A 17,911-nucleotide genomic window follows, 5' to 3' on the forward strand; every position below is an offset into this window, starting at 1 on the left:
GCGCTGATGTCCGGCAGTGCTTTTGCCGTTACGCACCACCCCGTCAGTAGCTGAACAGGAGGACAGGTGATAGAAACAGAAGCCACTGGAGCACCTCAAAAACACCATCATACACTAAATCAGTAAGTTGGCAGCATCACCACGGCTTCGTAAGAGGAACCGGTGTCATCAACCCAAAAAACATGGCGACCAACAGCTTTGATATTAACCCCTTTTCCTTTCTTTTGAAGTTTGATCAACTCTTCAACATTACTTAACACCCTATCTCTTTTTGTATTCGATTCCTCATTGGAACGAGAGAATAACGTGATCGAAATGATAAGATCCGTGTAATTTTTTCGTATCGATTCGCGTGTGTAGATACGCTCATCCATTCCAGTAACAATCGTCAATCCCAGACGCAGGATTTTGATAAATAATTCAAGTGCTTCGTCTATATTACCTCTATGAATTCTGTCTAAATTCTCTACATAGAGCCAAGAATCAGAGGGTATAACTCCTTCTTCCACCGCTTTGAGGAACAGGCCCAGCTTTCCTCCCTGCTTTGCATCAGCATGTTTACCACGGTAAGCACTCACTCCTTTCTCATAAATCTCACTCATTTCAAGATTATGTTTTTTGGCAAAGGCTTTAGCTGAGCTAAGTTGCCTGGTTTTTGTCGTACCCTGATCCTGGCGGCTGCTTGACCACCTGATATAGCTGAATAGTTGTGGCATCTGTATAATCCCCGGCTATCAATAACTCAATAGTACAAAAAAATGGCTAAGATTGGTTTTTTATCATTAGGCTGCCCGAAAAACCTGGTGGATTCCGAGCGCATTTTGACAGAACTGCGCACTGAAGGTTATGAAGTCGTGCCGCGCTACGATGATGCAGACGTGGTCATCGTCAACACCTGCGGCTTTATCGACAGCGCGGTGCAGGAGTCGCTGGAAGCGATCGGCGAAGCGCTGAACAGCAACGGTAAAGTGATCGTCACCGGCTGCCTCGGCGCCAAAGAGGATCAGATCCGCGAAGTGCATCCGAAAGTGCTGGAGATTACCGGCCCACACAGCTATGAGCAGGTGCTGTCACACGTTCATCGCTACGCGCCGAAGCCGCAGCACAATCCGTTCCTGAGCCTGGTGCCGGAACAAGGCGTGAAGCTGACGCCGCGCCACTACGCTTACCTGAAAATTTCCGAAGGCTGCAACCACCGCTGTACCTTCTGCATCATTCCGTCGATGCGCGGCGATCTCGACAGCCGTCCGATCGGCGAGGTGCTGGATGAGGCGAAGCGTTTGGTTTCCGCCGGAGTAAAAGAGTTGCTGGTGATCTCGCAGGATACCTCCGCCTACGGCGTAGATGTGAAACACCGCACCGGCTTCTGGAACGGCTCGCCGGTGAAAACCAGCATGGTCAGCCTGTGCGAACAGCTGGCGAAACTGGGCGTCTGGGTGCGTTTGCACTACGTCTACCCTTATCCGCACGTGGACGAGGTTATTCCGCTGATGGCGGAAGGCAAAATCCTGCCCTACCTCGATATTCCGTTACAGCACGCCAGCCCTCGCATCCTGAAGCTGATGAAGCGGCCTGGGGCGGTTGAGCGCACGCTGGAGCGCATCAAGCGCTGGCGTGAAATCTGCCCGGAAATCACCCTGCGCTCGACCTTTATCGTCGGCTTTCCCGGCGAAACGGAAGAAGATTTCCAGATGCTGCTCGACTTCCTGCAAGAGGCGCGTCTGGATCGCGTCGGTTGCTTCCAGTACAGCCCGGTGGAAGGCGCGACCGCCAACCAGTTGCCGGATCAGGTGCCGGAGTCGGTGAAGCAGGAGCGTTACGATCGCTTTATGCAATTGCAGCAGCGCATTTCCAGCGAACGCCTGCAGGAAAAAGTGGGCCGCGAGATTCTGGTGATGATCGACGAGGTGGATGAAGAAGGCGCCATCGGCCGCAGTATGGCTGACGCGCCGGAAATCGACGGCGCAGTCTACCTTAACGGCGAAACGCAGCTGAAAGCAGGCGATGTGGTGCGAGTAAAAGTCGAACATGCCGACGAATACGATCTGTGGGGCAGCAAGGTCTGACCGATTAGCCCGACAGTAAAAAAGCCCGTCCCGGCGCTGAGGGATCGCCAGTAATGGGCGGGTAATAAAGGACGGGCATAGAAAAATATGATCTCCTGATTGTGCCAACAATTAAGGCGATCGCTTCTATGCCGTTCCCTCATTATGTCAGAAGCTTCTCCGCTACGCTTTAGCGCCGACTCGTATCGCCGCAATGCACTTATTGATGTTGCCACTGCACTGGTCCGTGGCGCTTCGCTCATGCTCACCAGCCAAAACCTGCCGGAACCGGGTACGGATTTATTAGCACTGATCTACTCGTTTTTGAGCGTCAGATAGTTTGGCGCGTGCCGGTGTTCCTTTGCCTGTCCATTCGGGCGGGATCGTTACGATGGTTAAATAGGCTCATTTTTACCTCAGTCAGAAAACAGATTTCCGACTGTCTATCGAGCATGAATATGTCGCGTTGGCCTCGGTACATGGATCTCCCTGTGTCAGCGCAGCGATGCGAATTTTGACTCTCCGGGGCGAGTACAGGGAGCTGCGTGACAGATCACACTTAAAAGCACTTATATACTTCCTGGAAGTTATCCAGCTGTTTACGGCTGAATGGGCGGTTTACAGCTAAAAATAAAAGGGTATTATCGGCTATATAATAGACAGGAGAATAAGTATGGATGCAGCGTTGCTTAATATGATGCGCTCAGGCGGCAGGAATAAAGCCTGGGCGGAAACCATGGTTAATCTTGAAGCCCGAAAACTGATCAATACAGCGAATACAATATCAGCGTTCCATCTCACAGATAGTATCACCAGGATAAAGTTCATCGAGGAAATTAAAGGATTTATTGATCAACAGTTTACCTCCGCTCGACGAGCAAAATCAGACGAAGAGTGCATGGCATGTATTAAAAATTTGAGGATAGAAACGGAAAACCTTCAGGAACAGGACAGAATGCTACGCATGAAGGCAGCGAAGGTTTACGCAAAGGTAGAATTTGTCCGAGAGAATAACAAAATCGTTGGGTATGTTATTTCCGCTGTCCATGTTGTCGTTTCAGGCGCCGCGCTGTTCGGCGGAATGATCATGATGTCATCAATGACGCCAGTAGGCGTACTCGCCGGCGCCGTACTCTTTGTCGACGGTGTTAATGGAATAACAAAGGAGGCAGCTCGCCTTCGTTACGGCGATCAGTATAAGTCTGAAGGGATATTTGCAGATGGGGCTATGGAAATCGCACAGTATATGGGTTTCAAACCAAAATCGGGATTGGCTTTCTATAATGCGGCCACGTTAAGCGCCAGTGCCTACAGTATATTTGGGCTTGCGAGAAAACCTGGTACCTGGCGTTTATTCAGATGGCTTCCGCGTGACTTTTATAGAAAGGTGGACACCATGAGCAGACCAAAACTGACAATGAAAATTGTGGGTTATGGCGTAAAAGCTAAAGTCATCTTTGATCTGCTGACAACCGATAACACTAACGATTAACTCCGCACCATTCTTCGATAGCGCCATGATTTATAGGCGAGCCCAGGCGGTTGTATGAATACAGCAACCGCAATACCACAAAGTAGACCTATTGAGCCAGTAAATACGTGTTCGTCTGAACCGAAAGCAATTAACAATCCCCAAACGAGTAAACAGCAAAATACAACACTACTTGCTAAAATGAAGCGGTTGGCCAGATCCTGTATGGCTTCAGCCAGTGAGCCACCGTAGCTCTTGGTGTTGTTTTTAATTTTTAGAATATCAGCGTTGCTAAAACCTGCTCTCAACAGGTCTGCCTCACTCACTTTCATAGCACTCCCGCCTTTCATCCTTAAAATTTAAAAAACTACACGACGAGTATACATGAAAGGCGCAGGTAAACTGTATCGTAACAGGTAGAACTTTAGACGTAAAAATAGATAACATTAAGGGGCTCTATGCCGGAACCGCCGTGATTTTCAATATTGTTCTTGAGCTTTTGTACTTCTTTTTGACTGAAGCCCGACTTTAAAAGCAATTATTCACTTGTTGTCATTCTTTCATCCCTAATTAACCATCACCTGCCCCAAACAAATCAGCCTGTGCTTTCCCTGCAAAGCCCTGTCATCGGATCCTTTCCTTAAACATCCCAAATGATTAAAACACCTTACCTGAACAGTTTCCAGTCGACCGCATGCGGAAGCACACTTGTCCCACCAGCGAAAAACAGCCCCGTTATACGGGGCTCTGTCTTTACAGATATCAACTCTTCAGCTTCGGATCGAGCGCGTCGCGCAGGCCGTCGCCCAGCAGGTTGAACGCCAGCACTGTCAGGAAAATCGCCAGGCTGGGGAAGATCGCCACGTGCGGCGCCATCACCATATCCGCCCGCGCCTCGTTCAGCATCGCGCCCCACTCCGGCGTCGGCGGCTGCGCGCCAAGTCCAAGGAAAGAGAGGCTGGCGGCGGTAATGATCGACGTGCCGATGCGCATAGTGAAATAGACCACGATCGACGATACCGTACCGGGCAAGATATGGCGCACAATAATCGTCCAGTCCGAAGCGCCGATGCTGCGCGCCGATTCGATAAAAGTCTGATGCTTTAACACCAGCGTATTGCCGCGCACCAGACGGGCGAAAGCGGGCACGCTGAAAATCGCCACCGCGACAATCACGTTGGACATGCCGCTGCCCATGATCGCCACCACCGCAATCGCCAGCAGAATGCCGGGAAAAGCGAACAATACGTCGCAGATGCGCATAATGATGCGATCCCACCAGCCTTCGTAGTAGCCCGCCAGCAGGCCGAGCGCGGTGCCGATCACCGTGCCGATCGCCACGGAAAAGAAGCCCGCCAGCAGCGAAATGCGCGTGCCGACCAGCACGCGGCTGAAGATATCGCGCCCCAGCGAATCGACGCCGAACCAGTGCATGGCGGACGGCCCTTCGGTGAGCCGGTCGTAGTCGAAATAGTTCTCTGCATCGAACGGCGCCACCCACGGGGCGATAATCGCCAGCACAATCAGCGCCAGCACAAATACGCCCGCCACCAGCGCCACATGCTGACGACGAAAGCGCCGCCAGAACTCGCGCCACGGCGTGCGCACTCCGTCGTTGCGTTGCAGAGGCATTGCCTTCAAAGCCGCTTCACGTCGCCAGTTGTTCATCGCAGCTCCTTATTTGTAGCGTATGGCGGGATTGATAGCGGCATACAGCATGTCCACAATCAGGTTGATCAAAATAAACTCCAGCGAAAACAGCAGCACCTCCGCCTGAATCACCGGATAGTCGCGCATCTCCACCGAATCCACCAGCAGGCGTCCCAGCCCTGGCCAGTTAAACACCACTTCCACCACAATCGAGCCGCCCAGCAGAAAGCCAAACTGCAACCCCATCATGGTGACCACCGGAATCATGGCGTTGCGCAAGCCATGTTTCACTAACACCCGCGATTCGCGCACGCCCTTCGCGCGCGCGGTGCGCATGTAGTCCTCCTGCATCACCTCGACGAAAGAGGCGCGGGAGAAGCGCGCCATAATCGACGCCACCGCCGCGCCCAGCGTCACCGACGGCAGGATATAGTGCCGCCAGCTGTCGGCGCCGACGGTCGGCAGCCAGCCCAGCTCGACGGAGAAGACCTGCATCAGCAGCATGCCCAGCGCGAAGGCGGGAAAAGAGATGCCGGAGACCGCCAGCGTCATGCCGATGCGATCCGGCCAGCGGTTGCGCCAGACGGCGGAGACGATGCCGATCGCCATACCGAAAATCACTGACCAGATCATGCTGGTCAGCGTCAGCCAAAAGGTTGGCATAAAGCGCGAGGCGATCTCCTGCGATACCGGCCGTTTCGAGACCATCGAAGTGCCGAAATCGCCCTGCAGCGCGTTAATCATAAAGTGCCAGAACTGCTGCGGCAGCGGTTGATCCAGCCCCAGCTCCTGGCGCACCAGATTGACTACCGTCGCATCCGCTTCCGGCCCGGCCACCAGCCGCGCCGGATCGCCCGGCAGCAGATGCACAAACAGAAAGACCAGTACCGCCACAATCAGCAGCGTTGGAATCAGGCCCAGCAGGCGTTTAAGGAAATAGTTCAGCATGCGTTTCCCTGCGCCGCAGACGCCGGCCGGTATAACCGGCGTCTGCGAACATTACTTCAGATCGGCTTCATCAAAGTTAAATGAGGTATCCGGCATCACGTAGAACCCGGTAAGCGATTTGGTGTTCGCTGAGACCAACTTCTCTACCACCAGCGGCACCCACGGGCGATCGTTCCAGATGCGATCCTGCGCATCTTTATACAGCTGCGCCTTTTTCGCCTTATCGGTGGTTTTCAGCGCGTCGCTGAGATCTTTATCCACCTGCTCATTGCTGTAGAACGCGGTGTTAAAGATGGTCGGCGGCCAGGATGAAGTGGCGAACAGCGGCGTCAGCGCCCAGTCCGCTTCGCCGGTGGAGGCGGACCAGCCGGTGTAGAACATGCGCACGCCGCTCTCTTTCTGCCCTTTGCCTTCGACTTCAGCCGCGCGTTGTCCGGCGTCCATCGCGGTGACTTTCACCTTGATGCCGACCTGCGCCAGTTGCTGCTGGGTAAACTGCAACACTTTCTGCGCGGTGCTGTGGTTATGAGAAGACCAGAGCGTCGTGCTGAAACCGTTGGGGTAACCCGCCTCTTTCAGCAGCTCGCGCGCCTTCGCCGGGTTGTATTCAAACGCCGGATAGCTCTGCGCATACTCAATCGACGGCGGCACAATGCCGGTCGCCGGAGTGGCGTAACCGGCAAAAGCGACCTTAGTCAGCGCCTGACGGTTAATGGCGTAGTTGATCGCCTCACGTACTTTCGGGTTATCAAACGGCTTCTGCGTCACGTTCAGGCTGATATAACGCTGCATGATCGAGGGCGAACTGACCAAATCCAGCTTGCCGTTTTGCTCCAGCCGCTTCGCCTGCTCGTAGGGAACCGGGAAGGCGAAGTTAGCCTCGCCGGTTTGCAGCATCGCCGCGCGGGTGTTGTTGTCGACAATCGGACGCCAGGTGATGGAATCCAGCTTCGGATAGCCTTTTTTCCAGTAGCCATCCCACTTCTTCACCTTCACAAAATCGGTCTGATTCCAGGTGACAAACTCATACGGCCCGGTGCCGACCGGATGGAAGCCGATCTCTTTGCCATATTTTTTCAGCGCCGTCGGCGAGATCATCGCCGCCGCCGGGTGCGCCAGAATATTGATAAAGGCGGAGAACGGCTGCTTCAGAGTGATTTTCACCGTGGTGGGATCAATCACCTCGGTGGTGGCGATATGCTTAAACAGGTTGTAGCGCTTAAGGTGGTTATCCTCGTCGCTGGCGCGGTCGAGGTTGACCTTCACCGCTTCGGCGTTGAAGTCGGTGCCGTCCTGGAACTTAATGCCGGAGCGCAGCTTGATAGTCCAGGTCAGGCCGTCCGGGCTGGCCTGATAGCTTTCCGCCAGCACGTTCACCAGCTTCATATCTTTATCGAAGCCGAACAGCCCCTGATAAAAAGATTTCGCCACCGCCTGCGACAGCGTGTCGTTGGCGTCGTACGGATCGAGGGTGGTGAAGTTGGAGCCGACGGCGATAACCGCATCCTTCGCCGCCCAGGCGGGCGCGGCGGCGACGGCGCCGAGCAGGCCGGCCGTCAACAGCCATTTGCGTGATGTCTGAATTGTCATAATGCTTATTCTCCTGTAGTCCCTGTCTGAGTTATGCAAAAGCCGGGCCCGCTCAGGCGCCGCTGATGGTGTGACGGGCGACGTAGTGCCCATCGCCTACTTTGATTAACGGCGCGACGGCAGGCTCGTCACCTGGCGCGCGCAGCGGGCTGGGCAGCTCATCCACCAGCAGCGCGCGTTCGCGGCGTCGGTGTCCCGGATCGGCTACCGGCACCGCCGCCATCAGCTTGCGGGTATAGGGATGCTGCGGATTTTCAAACACCGCCTGCCGCGGGCCGATCTCCACAATCTGTCCGAGATACATCACCGCCACGCGATGGCTGATGCGCTCCACTACCGCCATATCGTGCGAAATAAACAGAAACGCGATGCCGAATTCACGCTGTAAATCGAGCATCAGATTAACGATCTGCGCCTGTATCGAGACATCCAGCGCCGACACCGATTCATCGGCGATCACCACTTTCGGGTTGAGCGCCAGCGCGCGGGCAATGCAGATACGCTGCCGCTGTCCGCCGGAAAACTCGTGCGGATAGCGACGGGCGTGTTCCGGCAGCAAGCCCACCTTTTCCAGCAGCCAGGCGACGCGCTTTTCCGCTTCGGCGCGCGACATCACCTTATGAATCAGCAGCGGCTCCATAATCGAAAAGCCGACGGTAAGACGCGGATCGAGCGAGGCGTACGGGTCCTGAAAGATAAACTGGATATCGCGGCGCAGGTGCGACAGCTGATGCGGCCGCAGGCGATCAATGCGCTGGCCGTTAAAGGTAATGCTGCCGCCCTGGCTTTCCACCAGACGCAACAGCGAGCGGCCGGTGGTCGACTTGCCGCAGCCCGACTCTCCCACCAGCGCCAGGGTCTCGCCCGCATGCAGATCGAAGCTGACCTTCTCCACCGCATGCACCCGCCACTTCACGCGGTTCAGCAGGCCGGCGCGAATATCGAAACGGGTTACCAGGTCGCGCACCTGCAAAATGGGCTGTTCCTCGCGCCGCACCGTATCGGGCAGCATTTCCCGGCTCTCCTGTTCGCCCGGCAGCGGAAACTTGCGCGGCAGCGGCTGACCATGCATCGCGCCGAGGCGCGGCACCGCCGCCAACAGCGCGCGCGTATAAGGCTGCTGCGGCGCGCTGAACAGCGCGGCGGTGTCGTTGCTTTCCACCACCTCGCCGCGGTACATCACCTGAACGCGATCCGCCATCTCCGCCACCACGCCCATATCGTGAGTGATAAAAATCACCCCCATTTCCATCTCTTTTTGCAGCACGCGGATCAGTTGAAGGATCTGCGCCTGAATGGTGACGTCCAGCGCCGTGGTCGGCTCGTCGGCGATCAGCAGCGCCGGGCGGCATGAGAGCGCCATGGCGATCATCACGCGCTGGCGCATGCCGCCGGAAAGCTGATGGGGAAAGCGGGTCATGACGTTTTGCGCTTCGGGGATGCGCACCAGATCGAGCATCCGCCGCGCCTCCGCCAGCGCCTGCTGGTGGCTTTTGCCCTGATGCAGCCGCACCGACTCGGCGATCTGTTCGCCGACCGGAAACACCGGATTCAGCGAAGTCATCGGCTCCTGAAAAATCATTGCCATATCAGCGCCGCGAATGGCGCGCATCTGCGACTGCCGCAGCCGCGCCAGATCGACGACGGAATTATCGCGCCGCCGTAGCCACAGCTCGCCGCTCTCCAGGCGCCCGCCGCTCTGTTCGATCAGGCGCATCAGCGCCAGCGAAGTCACTGATTTCCCGGAGCCCGATTCGCCAACCAGCGCCAGGGTTTCGCCGCGCCGCACCTCCAGCGAGAGCTGGCGCACCGCCTGGGTCACCTGGCCCTGCTGCGTGAAGCTGACGCTGAGATCGCGCACCGCCAGTACGCTGTCGTCCGCCAGCATGAAGGGGGAAGAAGGTTCTGTCATGGCGGCTCCTTAGCGTGTCCGCCAGATATCCACTACCGGACTTTCGCCCGCATAGCCGTAGCCGCGATACATGCCTTCGGTGTTGAACGGCATGGCGATATTGCCGTCGGCGTCGATGGCGATCAGGCCGCCGCTGCCCTCCAGCGTGGGGATTTTATCGTGAATCACGTGCGCGCATGCCTGGCGCAGACTGTAGCCGCTGTATTCCATCAGCGCGGCGACGTCATAGGCGGCCAGGGTGCGAATAAAGACTTCGCCAGTGCCGGTGCAGGAGACCGCCACCCGCCTGTTGCTAAAGCAGCCGGCGCCCGGCAGGGGCGAATCGCCTACGCGCCCTGGCCGCTTATTGGTCATGCCGCCGGTCGAGGTGGCGGCGGCAAGGTTGCCTTCGCCGTCGCACGCTACGGCGCCGACGGTGCCCAGCTTGCGGTCGGCGTCGAGCGGGGCCGCTTGCGCCGCGCCGTCGTGATCCAGCAGCGTCTGCTGCGACGCCAGCGCGCGCTGTAGCTGCTGCCAGCGCTCGTCGGTCGAGAAGAAATCGGGCGCCACCTGCTCCAGCCCCTGTTCAAGGGCGAACTGTTCCGCGCCCGCGCCGCTCAGTAAAACGTGCGGGCTGTTTTCCAGCACCGCGCGCGCCGCCAGCACCGGGTTGCGAATGCGCGCCACGCCTGCGACTGCGCCCGCGTTCTGCGTGCGGCCATCCATAATGCAGGCGTCGAGTTCGTGCGTGCCGTTGTGGGTAAAGACGCTGCCTTTCCCGGCGTTGAACAGCGGGCACTCTTCCAGCAGACGCACCGCCTCCGTCACGGCATCCAGCGCGCTGCCGCCCGCCGCGAGGATCGCCTGTCCGCTGGCGACAATGTTGCTTAACGCCTCCAAATAGCGTTGTTCCTGCCCGGCGCTCAGCGCTGCGCGTGCAATCGCTCCCGCGCCGCCGTGAATGGCAATAGCTGCTCTGCCCATCATGCGTTTACCCTGTGTTCTGAATCCGCCGGAAACGGCTGAGATGATGTGATGTTATGATTTTTCGGCAAATTTTGACTATAGGTAGCCATGAAGACGATGTAAAGCAGAAAGCCCGGCACGCTTTAATAACAAAGCGTTATATCTCATAACCAAACTTAACCCACACGCGGACAGGATGATCGTTGGGCCGTTTCGCGCCATAATAGGCGCCATCCGTCATTTCTGGCCGGAGGCCAAATGGAAAGTTTTACTGCGGGACTTATCTCCCTTGAAGACGCCCGGCAAAAAATGCTGGCGCAGCTGACGCCGCTGACCGACAGCGAACGTCTTTCAATTTATACCGCCGCAGGCCGCATCACCGCCGCGCCGGTAGTGTCGCCGCTCAACGTGCCGCCGTTCGATAACTCGGCGATGGATGGTTATGCCGTGCGCCTGAGCGATCTCAACGGCGACGCGCTGCCGGTCGCCGGGAAAGCTTTCGCCGGCGCGCCCTTTAACGGCGACTGGCCCGCAGGCAGCTGCATTCGCATTATGACCGGCGCGCCGGTGCCCGCGGGCGCTGAAGCGGTGGTGATGCAGGAAGAGACCGTGCCGGAAGGCGACCGCGTTCGCTTTACCGCCGGGGTGAAGGCGGGACAGAACATTCGTCGCGCCGGTGAAGATATTCGTCAGGGCGATAGCGTGCTGGCGGCGGGCGTGCGGCTGGGCGCGGCGGAACTGCCGCTGATCGCCTCGCTGGGCATCGGCGAGGTCGAGGTGCTGCGTCGGCTGCGCGTGGCGATTTTCTCCACCGGCGATGAACTACAGCCGGTCGGCGAACCGCTGGCGGCGGGTCAGATTTACGACACTAACCGCTTTACCGTGCGCCTGATGCTTGACGCGCTCGGCTGCGAGGTGATCGACCTCGGCATTATCCGCGACGATCCCGACGCGCTGCGCGCCGCCTTTGTGCGCGCCGACAAAGAGGCGGACCTGGTGATCAGCAGCGGCGGCGTCTCGGTTGGCGAGGCGGACTATACCAAAGCGATGCTGGACGAGCTGGGAGAAATCACCTTCTGGAAGCTGGCAATCAAACCCGGCAAGCCGTTCGCCTTCGGCCGCCTGAGCAAAAGCTGGTTCTGCGGGCTGCCGGGCAATCCGGTTTCCGCCGCCGTCACCTTCTATCAGCTGGTGCAACCGCTGCTGGCGAAGCTGAGCGGACTGCAAGGCTCTGCGCTGCCGCCGCGTCAGCGCGCGCGCGCCGTCACCCGTCTGAAAAAGTCGCCGGGGCGCCTCGATTTCCAGCGCGGCGTGGTGAGTCGCGGCGAAGATGGCGAACTGCAGGTCGCCAGCACCGGGCATCAGGGCTCCCATGTTTTCAGCTCTTTCAGCCAGGCCAACTGTTTTATCGTGCTGGAGCGCGATCGCGGCAGCGTGGAGCCGGGCGAATGGGTGGAGATCGAACCTTTCAATGCTCTGCTGGGAGGCTGAGATGCTGCCTGAGCTGACTGACGAAGAGACCCTGCGCTATAACCGCCAGATCGTGCTGCGCGGTTTCGATTTTGAGGGCCAGGAACAGCTGAAAGCCGCCAGCGCGCTGGTGGTGGGCCTGGGCGGGCTGGGCTGCGCCGCCAGCCCTTATCTGGCATCGGCCGGCGTCGGCACGCTGACCCTGCTCGATTTTGACGTGGTGTCGCGCTCCAACCTGCAACGTCAGGTGCTGCACAGCGACGCGGAGATCGGCGCGCCGAAGGTGGAATCGGCGCGCCGACGGCTGACGCAAATCAATCCGCTGATTCAGCTGCGCGCGGTTAACGCCCGGCTGGAGGATGACGATCTGGCGGCGCTGATCGCGCAGCATCAGGTGGTGCTGGATTGCAGCGACAACGTGACGACGCGCGAACAGCTGAACCGGCTCTGCCATCAGCACCGCGTGCCGCTGGTCTCCGGCGCGGCGATCCGCATGGAAGGCCAGATCAGCGTCTTCAGCTGGCAGGATGAAAATCAGCCCTGCTACCGCTGCCTCAGCCGACTGTTCGGCGGCGAAGCCCTTAGCTGCGTGGAAGCGGGCGTGATGGCGCCGCTGGTGGGCGTGATCGGCGCGTTGCAGGCGATGGAGGCGATCCGTCTGCTGACGCGCTACGGGGCGCCGGTCGCTGGCAAACTGCTGATGTACGATGCGATGACGTTGCAGTTTCGTGAAATGAAGGTGGCGAAAGATCCCGCCTGCGAAGTATGCGGCCACGGCCAGCCCTGAAACGACGCCGCCCGCCTCTGTTGCGCTTGTTACTCAGCAGCTTTTCCTTTCCCTGGTTATATTTGAAGCATGGATAATGGAAAAAAGAAGCAAGCGCACGTAATGAACGCAGAGAGCGACGGCGCGTCAAAACCCGTGCTGCGCCAGATGATGCTGGTGTTTCTATTCGTCATCAGCAGCGCGGTCATCGCTATTGACAGCTGGACGCTGTGGAACAGCTGGCAGCGCACGTTGCACATTACGGAAGAAAACGCACGCAACTTATCGGTTTCCCTTTCACGTCAGGCGGAAGATACCTTTCTCCAGATCGATCTAACGCTACGCGACATCCGCGACCGCATCGATGACAACGGCATTGCGTCGCAGCTCGACTATCTGCGCCAGCTGCTGCATACGCGCAAGGCGGCGCTGCCGCCGCTGGATAACATCGTGATTTACAATGAGGAGGGCCAGCCAATGGTCGCCTCCGATAGCGCGCTGCCGCTGAACAGCAATAACGCCGACCGGGAATATTTCCGCTTTCACCGCGACTCTGCCGAAAGCCAGCTGCACATCGGCGATGTGATCCGCAGCCGCATCAACGGCCATATGATTATCCCCGTCTCCGCCCGTCTCAACTATCCCGATGGCCGTTTTCGCGGCGTGGTGATGGCCGGTATCCGCCTCGACTATTTTCGTCAGGTATACGATTACTACAATCTGGGCGAGCGCGATCTGATGGCGTTAATGAAGGCGGATGGACATCTGCTCTATATTCGTCCTTACAGCGATGCGTTGATCAACCAAAACATCTCTTTAAGCCCGCTGTTTACCGACCTGTTGAAAAACACCGCCAGCGGCGCGGCGATCTATCGGGCGGCGGTGGACGGGCGCGCGCGTATTTTTGGCTACGCCAGCCTGAAAAGCTATCCGCTGGTGGTAACGGCGGGCTACGACCGCCAACAGATCAGGCAGGACTGGATCGCCGATTCTATCAGCTTTGTGCTGTTGAACCTGGTGCTGCTGGCGCTGCTGTTCGTGCTGGGCTTTATTATTCTGCATCATATCCGGCTGAACCTGCGCAACCAGCTGGAGCTCACGCGCGTGCGCGATCAGCTTACCAGCATGAATCGCACGTTGCAGGGTCTGGCGATGCTTGACGGCCTGACCGGACTGGCCAACCGCCGTCAGCTGGACTGGTTTTTGCCGCGCGCGATGGAGCGCGCGCTGAAGCTGCGTACGCCGTTGACCATCATGCTGATCGATATCGACGCCTTTAAAGCCTACAACGATAACTACGGCCACCTGGCAGGCGACGAATGTTTGCGTCAGGTGGGCGCCTGTCTGAAGCAACAGTTGCAGCACAGCGAAGATTTTGTCGCCCGCTACGGCGGCGAAGAATTTATTATCGTCGTCGCCGATAAGACGCAGCCGGAGGCGCATCTGTTAGCGTTGCAGACGGTACGCGCGGTAGCGTCGCTGGCGCTGCCCCATGAGAAAAGCAGCGTGCCGGAAAAGGTGGTGACCATCAGTATTGGCATGCACTGGCAGCCGCGCGTGCTGCCCGTCACCACGCCTGCCGCGCTGATCGCTCAGGCGGATGCGGCGCTCTATCAGGCCAAACGGCGTGGAAAAAATCAGGTGTGGGTCAGCAATATGCCCTCGATCGTGCGGAAAAAATAAGGCCGCCCGAAAAGGCGGCCCTGGAGAGAGCGGTTTCAGCGCCAGAGAATGGCGCTAAGGCGTCAGGCGCTTACTGCACGCCTTTGCTGCGCAGGTAATCTTCGTAGCTGCCGCTGAAGTCGATCGTTTTCTCCGGGGTGATCTCCAGCACGCGCGTCGCCAGCGAGCTAACGAATTCACGGTCGTGGGAGACGAAGATCAGTGTGCCCTGATAGGCTTCCAGCGCCATATTCAGCGATTCGATCGATTCCATATCCAGGTGGTTGGTCGGCTCATCCATAATCAGAATATTGGGACGCTGCATCATCAGCTTGCCGAACAGCATGCGCCCTTTTTCACCGCCCGACAGTACCTTCGCCGGCTTTTTGATCTCATCCTGGCTGAACAGCAGACGGCCCAGAATACTGCGCACCGCCTGCTCGTCGTCGCCTTCCTGTTTCCACTGGCTCATCCAGTCGAAGACGCTCAGATCGTTATCGAAATCTTCCGCGTGATCCTGCGCGTAATAGCCGATGCGCGTATTCTCGGACCACTTCACGGTGCCGCTTTCCGGCGTCAGATCGCCCACCAGCGTTTTCAGCAGCGTGGTTTTACCGACGCCGTTGGTGCCCAGCACCGCCAGCTTTTCGCCCACTTCCAGCATCAGATTCAGGTCGCGGAACAGCGGGCCGTTATCGAAGCCTTTGGTCAACGCTTCCACTTCCAGCGCATTGCGGAACAGTTTCTTATCCTGCTCGAAGCGGATAAACGGGTTCTGACGGCTGGAGGCTTTTACCTCGTCCAGCTTGATCTTATCAATCTGTTTAGCGCGCGACGTCGCCTGACGGGACTTGGAGGCGTTGGCGCTGAAGCGGCTGACGAAGGATTGCAGCTCGGCGATCTGCGCCTTTTTCTTGGCGTTGTCGGCCAGCAGACGCTCGCGCGCCTGAGTGGCGGCGGTCATATATTCGTCGTAGTTGCCCGGATAGATGCGCAGCTCGCCGTAGTCGAGATCCGCCATATGGGTGCAGACCATATTCAGGAAGTGACGGTCGTGCGAAATGATGATCATGGTGCTGTCGCGCTCGTTCAGCACCTGCTCCAGCCAGCGGATAGTGTCGATATCCAGGTTGTTGGTCGGTTCATCGAGCAGCAGAATATCGGGGTTGGAGAACAGCGCCTGCGCCAGCAGCACGCGCAGCTTCCAGCCCGGCGCGATTTCGCTCATCGGGCCGTAGTGCTGCTCCATAGGAATGCCTACGCCCAGCAGCAGTTCGCCGGCGCGCGCTTCGGCGGTGTAGCCATCCATTTCGCCATACTGCACTTCCAGGTCGGCGACCTTGTAGCCATCCTCTTCGCTCATTTCCGGCAGCGCATAGATGCGGTCGCGCTCCTGCTTCACCTGCCACAGTTCGTCATGTCCCATAATGACGGTGTCCAGCACGCTGAATTTTTCAAACGCGAACTGATCCTGACGCAGCTTACCGATACGTTCGTTCGGATCGCAGGAGACGTTGCCGGCGGTTGGCATTAAATCGCCGCCGAGGATTTTCATAAAGGTGGATTTACCGCTGCCGTTCGCGCCGATCAGGCCGTAGCGATTGCCGCCGCCGAACTTGACGGAGATATTTTCAAACAGCGGTTTGCTGCCAAACTGCATGGTAACGTTGCTGGAAACTAGCACAGGGATTGCCTTACTTATCCGGGGGAAATAAACGTCATGTGGCGGGCATTGTGCCATAAAAAAGGGCTGGCGAATACCGCCAGCCCGGTGCGGAAATGTTAACCGCCGTGCTCTCCCGCTTTCTGCCCGATCGGAGCCGGATGCGGCGGCGTTTCACGATCCGGCGACAGCCAGTCGCGCAGATAGTGTTCTATCTGTTCCAGGCTGCGGTTGCGCGTTTCCGGGATACAGTTGAGGACGAAAATCGCGCCGCCGATGCCGATCGCCCCGAAGATAAAGAAGGCGCCCGCCAGACCAACCGTTGCCAGCATCATCGGGAACATCAGGGAAATGGCGAAGTTGGCGATCCACATGGCGAACACTGCGCCGCCCATAAAGATGCCGCGCAGGCGCGTCGGGAAGATTTCCGACAGCAGCAGCCAGGTCACCGGCGACAGCGCGCCCTGCTGGAAGCAGAGGAACATCAACATGCCCAGCAGCACCATATAGCTACGCAGCATATCGGGCTGGCCGTTAATCGTCTCCGGCATCAGCCAGCTGACCAGGCCGATAAAAAACAGACAGGCGGTACAGCCGAACTGCCCCAGCATGGTCATGGTGCGACGGCCGATTTTACCCAGCAGCCAGATGCCGAAGAAGGTCATCAGCACCGAGATGGCGCCGTTAGCGATGGTGGCGAACAGCGCGGCGCTGTTGCTCATGCCGACGTTGGTCAACACCGTCGGCGCGTAGTACATAATAGTGTTGACGCCGGTGAGCTGCTGGATCACCGCCACGCCGATGCCGATCAGGAACAGACGGAACAGCCACGGCTTTTTCAGCTCGCGCAGGCGCGGCTTGCCCTGGTTCTCCTGCTCCTGCAATGTCTCTTCGATTTCGGTCAGCTCCCATTCGACATCTTCTTTGGCGCGGGTGCGCTCCAGCACGCGACGCGCCTCCGCCAGGCGACCTTTCATTGCGTACCAGCGCGGCGTATCGGGCATAAACATCATGCCGAACCAAAGCAGCACCGCCGGGACGGTGGCGATCGCCAGCATCCAGCGCCAGGTCTCCGCCCCGCCCCACGCCGCGTTAAAGGTGGCGTTGGAGATATAGGCAAGCATCTGCCCGGAAACAATCATAAGTTCCTGTAGCGTCACCAGCTGACCGCGCTTATTGGCCGGCGCGATTTCGGCGATATAGACCGGTACCGTCGCCGCCGCGCCGCCGACCGCCACGCCCAGCACCACGCGGAAGAAAACCATCCAGTGAACATCAGGCGCCAGCGCGGTGCCGACCGCGCCGAGAGCGAATATCACCGCCAGCACCATGATGATTTTCTTCCGCCCGGCCGCAGAGGCGAAATGACCGGCCAACAGCGCGCCAAAGGCGGCGCCGAACAGCAGCGAGCTGGTGACCAGACCGGTGGTAAACGGCGTCAGGTGCAGCTCATCGCCCATAAACAGCAGCGCACCGGATATAACGCCGGTGTCGTAACCAAACAGCAATCCGCCCAGCGTTGCAATCACCGCAATTACCTTCACGAAAGGCTCGGTGCGCGTGTTGCTGTTGGGGCCGGAAGCGTTGCTTAGCGTAAGGTATTGTTCTTTTGGCATGATAACTCCAGCAACCTGTTTGAAGAGGAAACCGGTCTGCGCCTGTAAAAGCAACGCAAACCTTTCACATCACAACATAGATTATTTTTTTCAATTTAATTAATAGTGGAATGCGAATTTTGTGGCAGGCGTCATGACGTTTTTTTTAAAGGCCGACCCAGGTCACACTATTC

The 17,911-nt window shown here is 58.0% G+C and carries 14 protein-coding genes and 1 pseudogene; 5 read left to right on the forward strand and 10 right to left on the reverse strand.

Features of this window, described 5'->3' with window-relative positions; translation table 11 throughout:
• Positions 1-86 (reverse strand): annotated as a pseudogene (locus tag MYY08_RS01120) (IS1 family transposase); the annotation flags it as partial.
• Positions 87-119: 33 nt separating this feature from the next.
• Positions 120-716 carry a recombinase family protein gene (locus tag MYY08_RS01125; RefSeq protein WP_288012604.1) on the reverse strand — a complete coding sequence of 199 codons (597 nt, stop codon included), beginning with the start codon at positions 714-716 and terminating at the stop codon, positions 120-122.
• A gap of 42 nt (positions 717-758) precedes the next feature.
• Here MYY08_RS01125 and rimO point away from each other — a divergent pair, with 42 nt between their 5' ends.
• Both rimO and MYY08_RS01135 read left to right on the forward strand, forming a co-directional pair.
• Positions 759-2,066 (forward strand): 30S ribosomal protein S12 methylthiotransferase RimO, encoded by a 1,308-nt coding sequence (gene rimO / locus MYY08_RS01130; protein ID WP_288012606.1) that lies wholly within the window; start codon positions 759-761, stop codon positions 2,064-2,066.
• A 652-nt stretch (positions 2,067-2,718) separates the two neighbouring features.
• On the forward strand, positions 2,719-3,537 hold the full coding sequence (locus MYY08_RS01135) for a DUF4225 domain-containing protein (protein ID WP_038627151.1): 819 nt from the start codon (positions 2,719-2,721) through the stop codon (positions 3,535-3,537).
• Here the strand turns inward: MYY08_RS01135 and MYY08_RS01140 are convergent.
• The 6 genes from MYY08_RS01140 to MYY08_RS01165 all read right to left on the reverse strand — a co-directional run bounded on the left by MYY08_RS01140 (position 3,534) and on the right by MYY08_RS01165 (position 10,579).
• The gene (locus MYY08_RS01140; RefSeq protein WP_038627153.1) at positions 3,534-3,848 is read right to left on the reverse strand and encodes a hypothetical protein; all 315 of its coding nucleotides are present in this window, start codon (positions 3,846-3,848) and stop codon (positions 3,534-3,536) included. The two genes, MYY08_RS01135 and MYY08_RS01140, sit on opposite strands and share 4 nt — an antisense overlap.
• A gap of 430 nt (positions 3,849-4,278) precedes the next feature.
• On the reverse strand, positions 4,279-5,184 hold the full coding sequence (gene gsiD / locus MYY08_RS01145; protein ID WP_038627155.1) for a glutathione ABC transporter permease GsiD: 906 nt from the start codon (positions 5,182-5,184) through the stop codon (positions 4,279-4,281).
• Positions 5,185-5,193: 9 nt separating this feature from the next.
• Positions 5,194-6,114 (reverse strand): glutathione ABC transporter permease GsiC, encoded by a 921-nt coding sequence (gene gsiC / locus MYY08_RS01150; protein ID WP_038627157.1) that lies wholly within the window; start codon positions 6,112-6,114, stop codon positions 5,194-5,196.
• 51 nt (positions 6,115-6,165) lie between these two features.
• Complete coding sequence (gsiB, locus tag MYY08_RS01155; RefSeq protein ID WP_288012610.1) at positions 6,166-7,704, reverse strand: glutathione ABC transporter substrate-binding protein GsiB; 1,539 nt, start codon at positions 7,702-7,704, stop codon at positions 6,166-6,168.
• A gap of 52 nt (positions 7,705-7,756) precedes the next feature.
• Entirely contained in the window at positions 7,757-9,616 is a 1,860-nt protein-coding gene (gene gsiA, locus MYY08_RS01160) for a glutathione ABC transporter ATP-binding protein GsiA (RefSeq protein WP_038627161.1), read from the reverse strand.
• 9 nt (positions 9,617-9,625) lie between these two features.
• A complete protein-coding gene (locus MYY08_RS01165; protein WP_038630069.1) occupies positions 9,626-10,579 on the reverse strand; it encodes an isoaspartyl peptidase/L-asparaginase family protein in 954 nt (317 codons plus the stop codon).
• A 240-nt stretch (positions 10,580-10,819) separates the two neighbouring features.
• Between MYY08_RS01165 and moeA the strand changes: the two genes are divergently transcribed.
• The 3 genes from moeA (at position 10,820) to MYY08_RS01180 (ending at position 14,480) form a co-directional block, all read left to right on the forward strand.
• Positions 10,820-12,052: a molybdopterin molybdotransferase MoeA gene (gene moeA / locus MYY08_RS01170; RefSeq protein ID WP_084971470.1), complete on the forward strand. Its 1,233-nt coding sequence runs from the start codon at positions 10,820-10,822 to the stop codon at positions 12,050-12,052.
• A 1-nt stretch (position 12,053) separates the two neighbouring features.
• Positions 12,054-12,818 (forward strand): molybdopterin-synthase adenylyltransferase MoeB, encoded by a 765-nt coding sequence (gene moeB / locus MYY08_RS01175; RefSeq protein WP_288012612.1) that lies wholly within the window; start codon positions 12,054-12,056, stop codon positions 12,816-12,818.
• 102 nt (positions 12,819-12,920) lie between these two features.
• Positions 12,921-14,480 carry a sensor domain-containing diguanylate cyclase gene (locus MYY08_RS01180; protein ID WP_159378840.1) on the forward strand — a complete coding sequence of 520 codons (1,560 nt, stop codon included), beginning with the start codon at positions 12,921-12,923 and terminating at the stop codon, positions 14,478-14,480.
• A 70-nt stretch (positions 14,481-14,550) separates the two neighbouring features.
• On the opposite strand, the gene MYY08_RS01185 is transcribed toward MYY08_RS01180, so the two are convergent.
• On the reverse strand, positions 14,551-16,143 hold the full coding sequence (locus MYY08_RS01185) for an ABC-F family ATPase (RefSeq protein WP_084971472.1): 1,593 nt from the start codon (positions 16,141-16,143) through the stop codon (positions 14,551-14,553).
• Positions 16,144-16,241: 98 nt separating this feature from the next.
• Positions 16,242-17,738, reverse strand: coding sequence for a sugar porter family MFS transporter (locus MYY08_RS01190; RefSeq protein ID WP_038627169.1), 1,497 nt, complete (start codon positions 17,736-17,738; stop codon positions 16,242-16,244).
• Positions 17,739-17,911 lie beyond the last annotated feature (173 nt).

The sequence above is a fragment of the Mixta sp. genome (assembly GCF_024610815.1).
Taxonomy (GTDB): domain Bacteria; phylum Pseudomonadota; class Gammaproteobacteria; order Enterobacterales; family Enterobacteriaceae; genus Mixta; species Mixta calida.

What these genes read in the sequence shown, in the direction of transcription:
- moeA (WP_084971470.1), top strand. Translation starts at nt 10,820, where the DNA reads ATGGAAAGTTTTACTGCGGGACTTATCTCCCTTGAAGACGCCCGGCAA.
- gsiA (WP_038627161.1), bottom strand. Translation starts at nt 9,616, where the DNA reads ATGACAGAACCTTCTTCCCCCTTCATGCTGGCGGACGACAGCGTACTG.
- MYY08_RS01165 (WP_038630069.1), bottom strand. Translation starts at nt 10,579, where the DNA reads ATGGGCAGAGCAGCTATTGCCATTCACGGCGGCGCGGGAGCGATTGCA.
- rimO (WP_288012606.1), top strand. Translation starts at nt 759, where the DNA reads ATGGCTAAGATTGGTTTTTTATCATTAGGCTGCCCGAAAAACCTGGTG.
- MYY08_RS01180 (WP_159378840.1), top strand. Translation starts at nt 12,921, where the DNA reads ATGAACGCAGAGAGCGACGGCGCGTCAAAACCCGTGCTGCGCCAGATG.
- MYY08_RS01135 (WP_038627151.1), top strand. Translation starts at nt 2,719, where the DNA reads ATGGATGCAGCGTTGCTTAATATGATGCGCTCAGGCGGCAGGAATAAA.
- MYY08_RS01140 (WP_038627153.1), bottom strand. Translation starts at nt 3,848, where the DNA reads ATGAAAGTGAGTGAGGCAGACCTGTTGAGAGCAGGTTTTAGCAACGCT.
- MYY08_RS01190 (WP_038627169.1), bottom strand. Translation starts at nt 17,738, where the DNA reads ATGCCAAAAGAACAATACCTTACGCTAAGCAACGCTTCCGGCCCCAAC.
- gsiD (WP_038627155.1), bottom strand. Translation starts at nt 5,184, where the DNA reads ATGAACAACTGGCGACGTGAAGCGGCTTTGAAGGCAATGCCTCTGCAA.
- MYY08_RS01125 (WP_288012604.1), bottom strand. Translation starts at nt 716, where the DNA reads ATGCCACAACTATTCAGCTATATCAGGTGGTCAAGCAGCCGCCAGGAT.
- gsiB (WP_288012610.1), bottom strand. Translation starts at nt 7,704, where the DNA reads ATGACAATTCAGACATCACGCAAATGGCTGTTGACGGCCGGCCTGCTC.
- moeB (WP_288012612.1), top strand. Translation starts at nt 12,054, where the DNA reads ATGCTGCCTGAGCTGACTGACGAAGAGACCCTGCGCTATAACCGCCAG.
- gsiC (WP_038627157.1), bottom strand. Translation starts at nt 6,114, where the DNA reads ATGCTGAACTATTTCCTTAAACGCCTGCTGGGCCTGATTCCAACGCTG.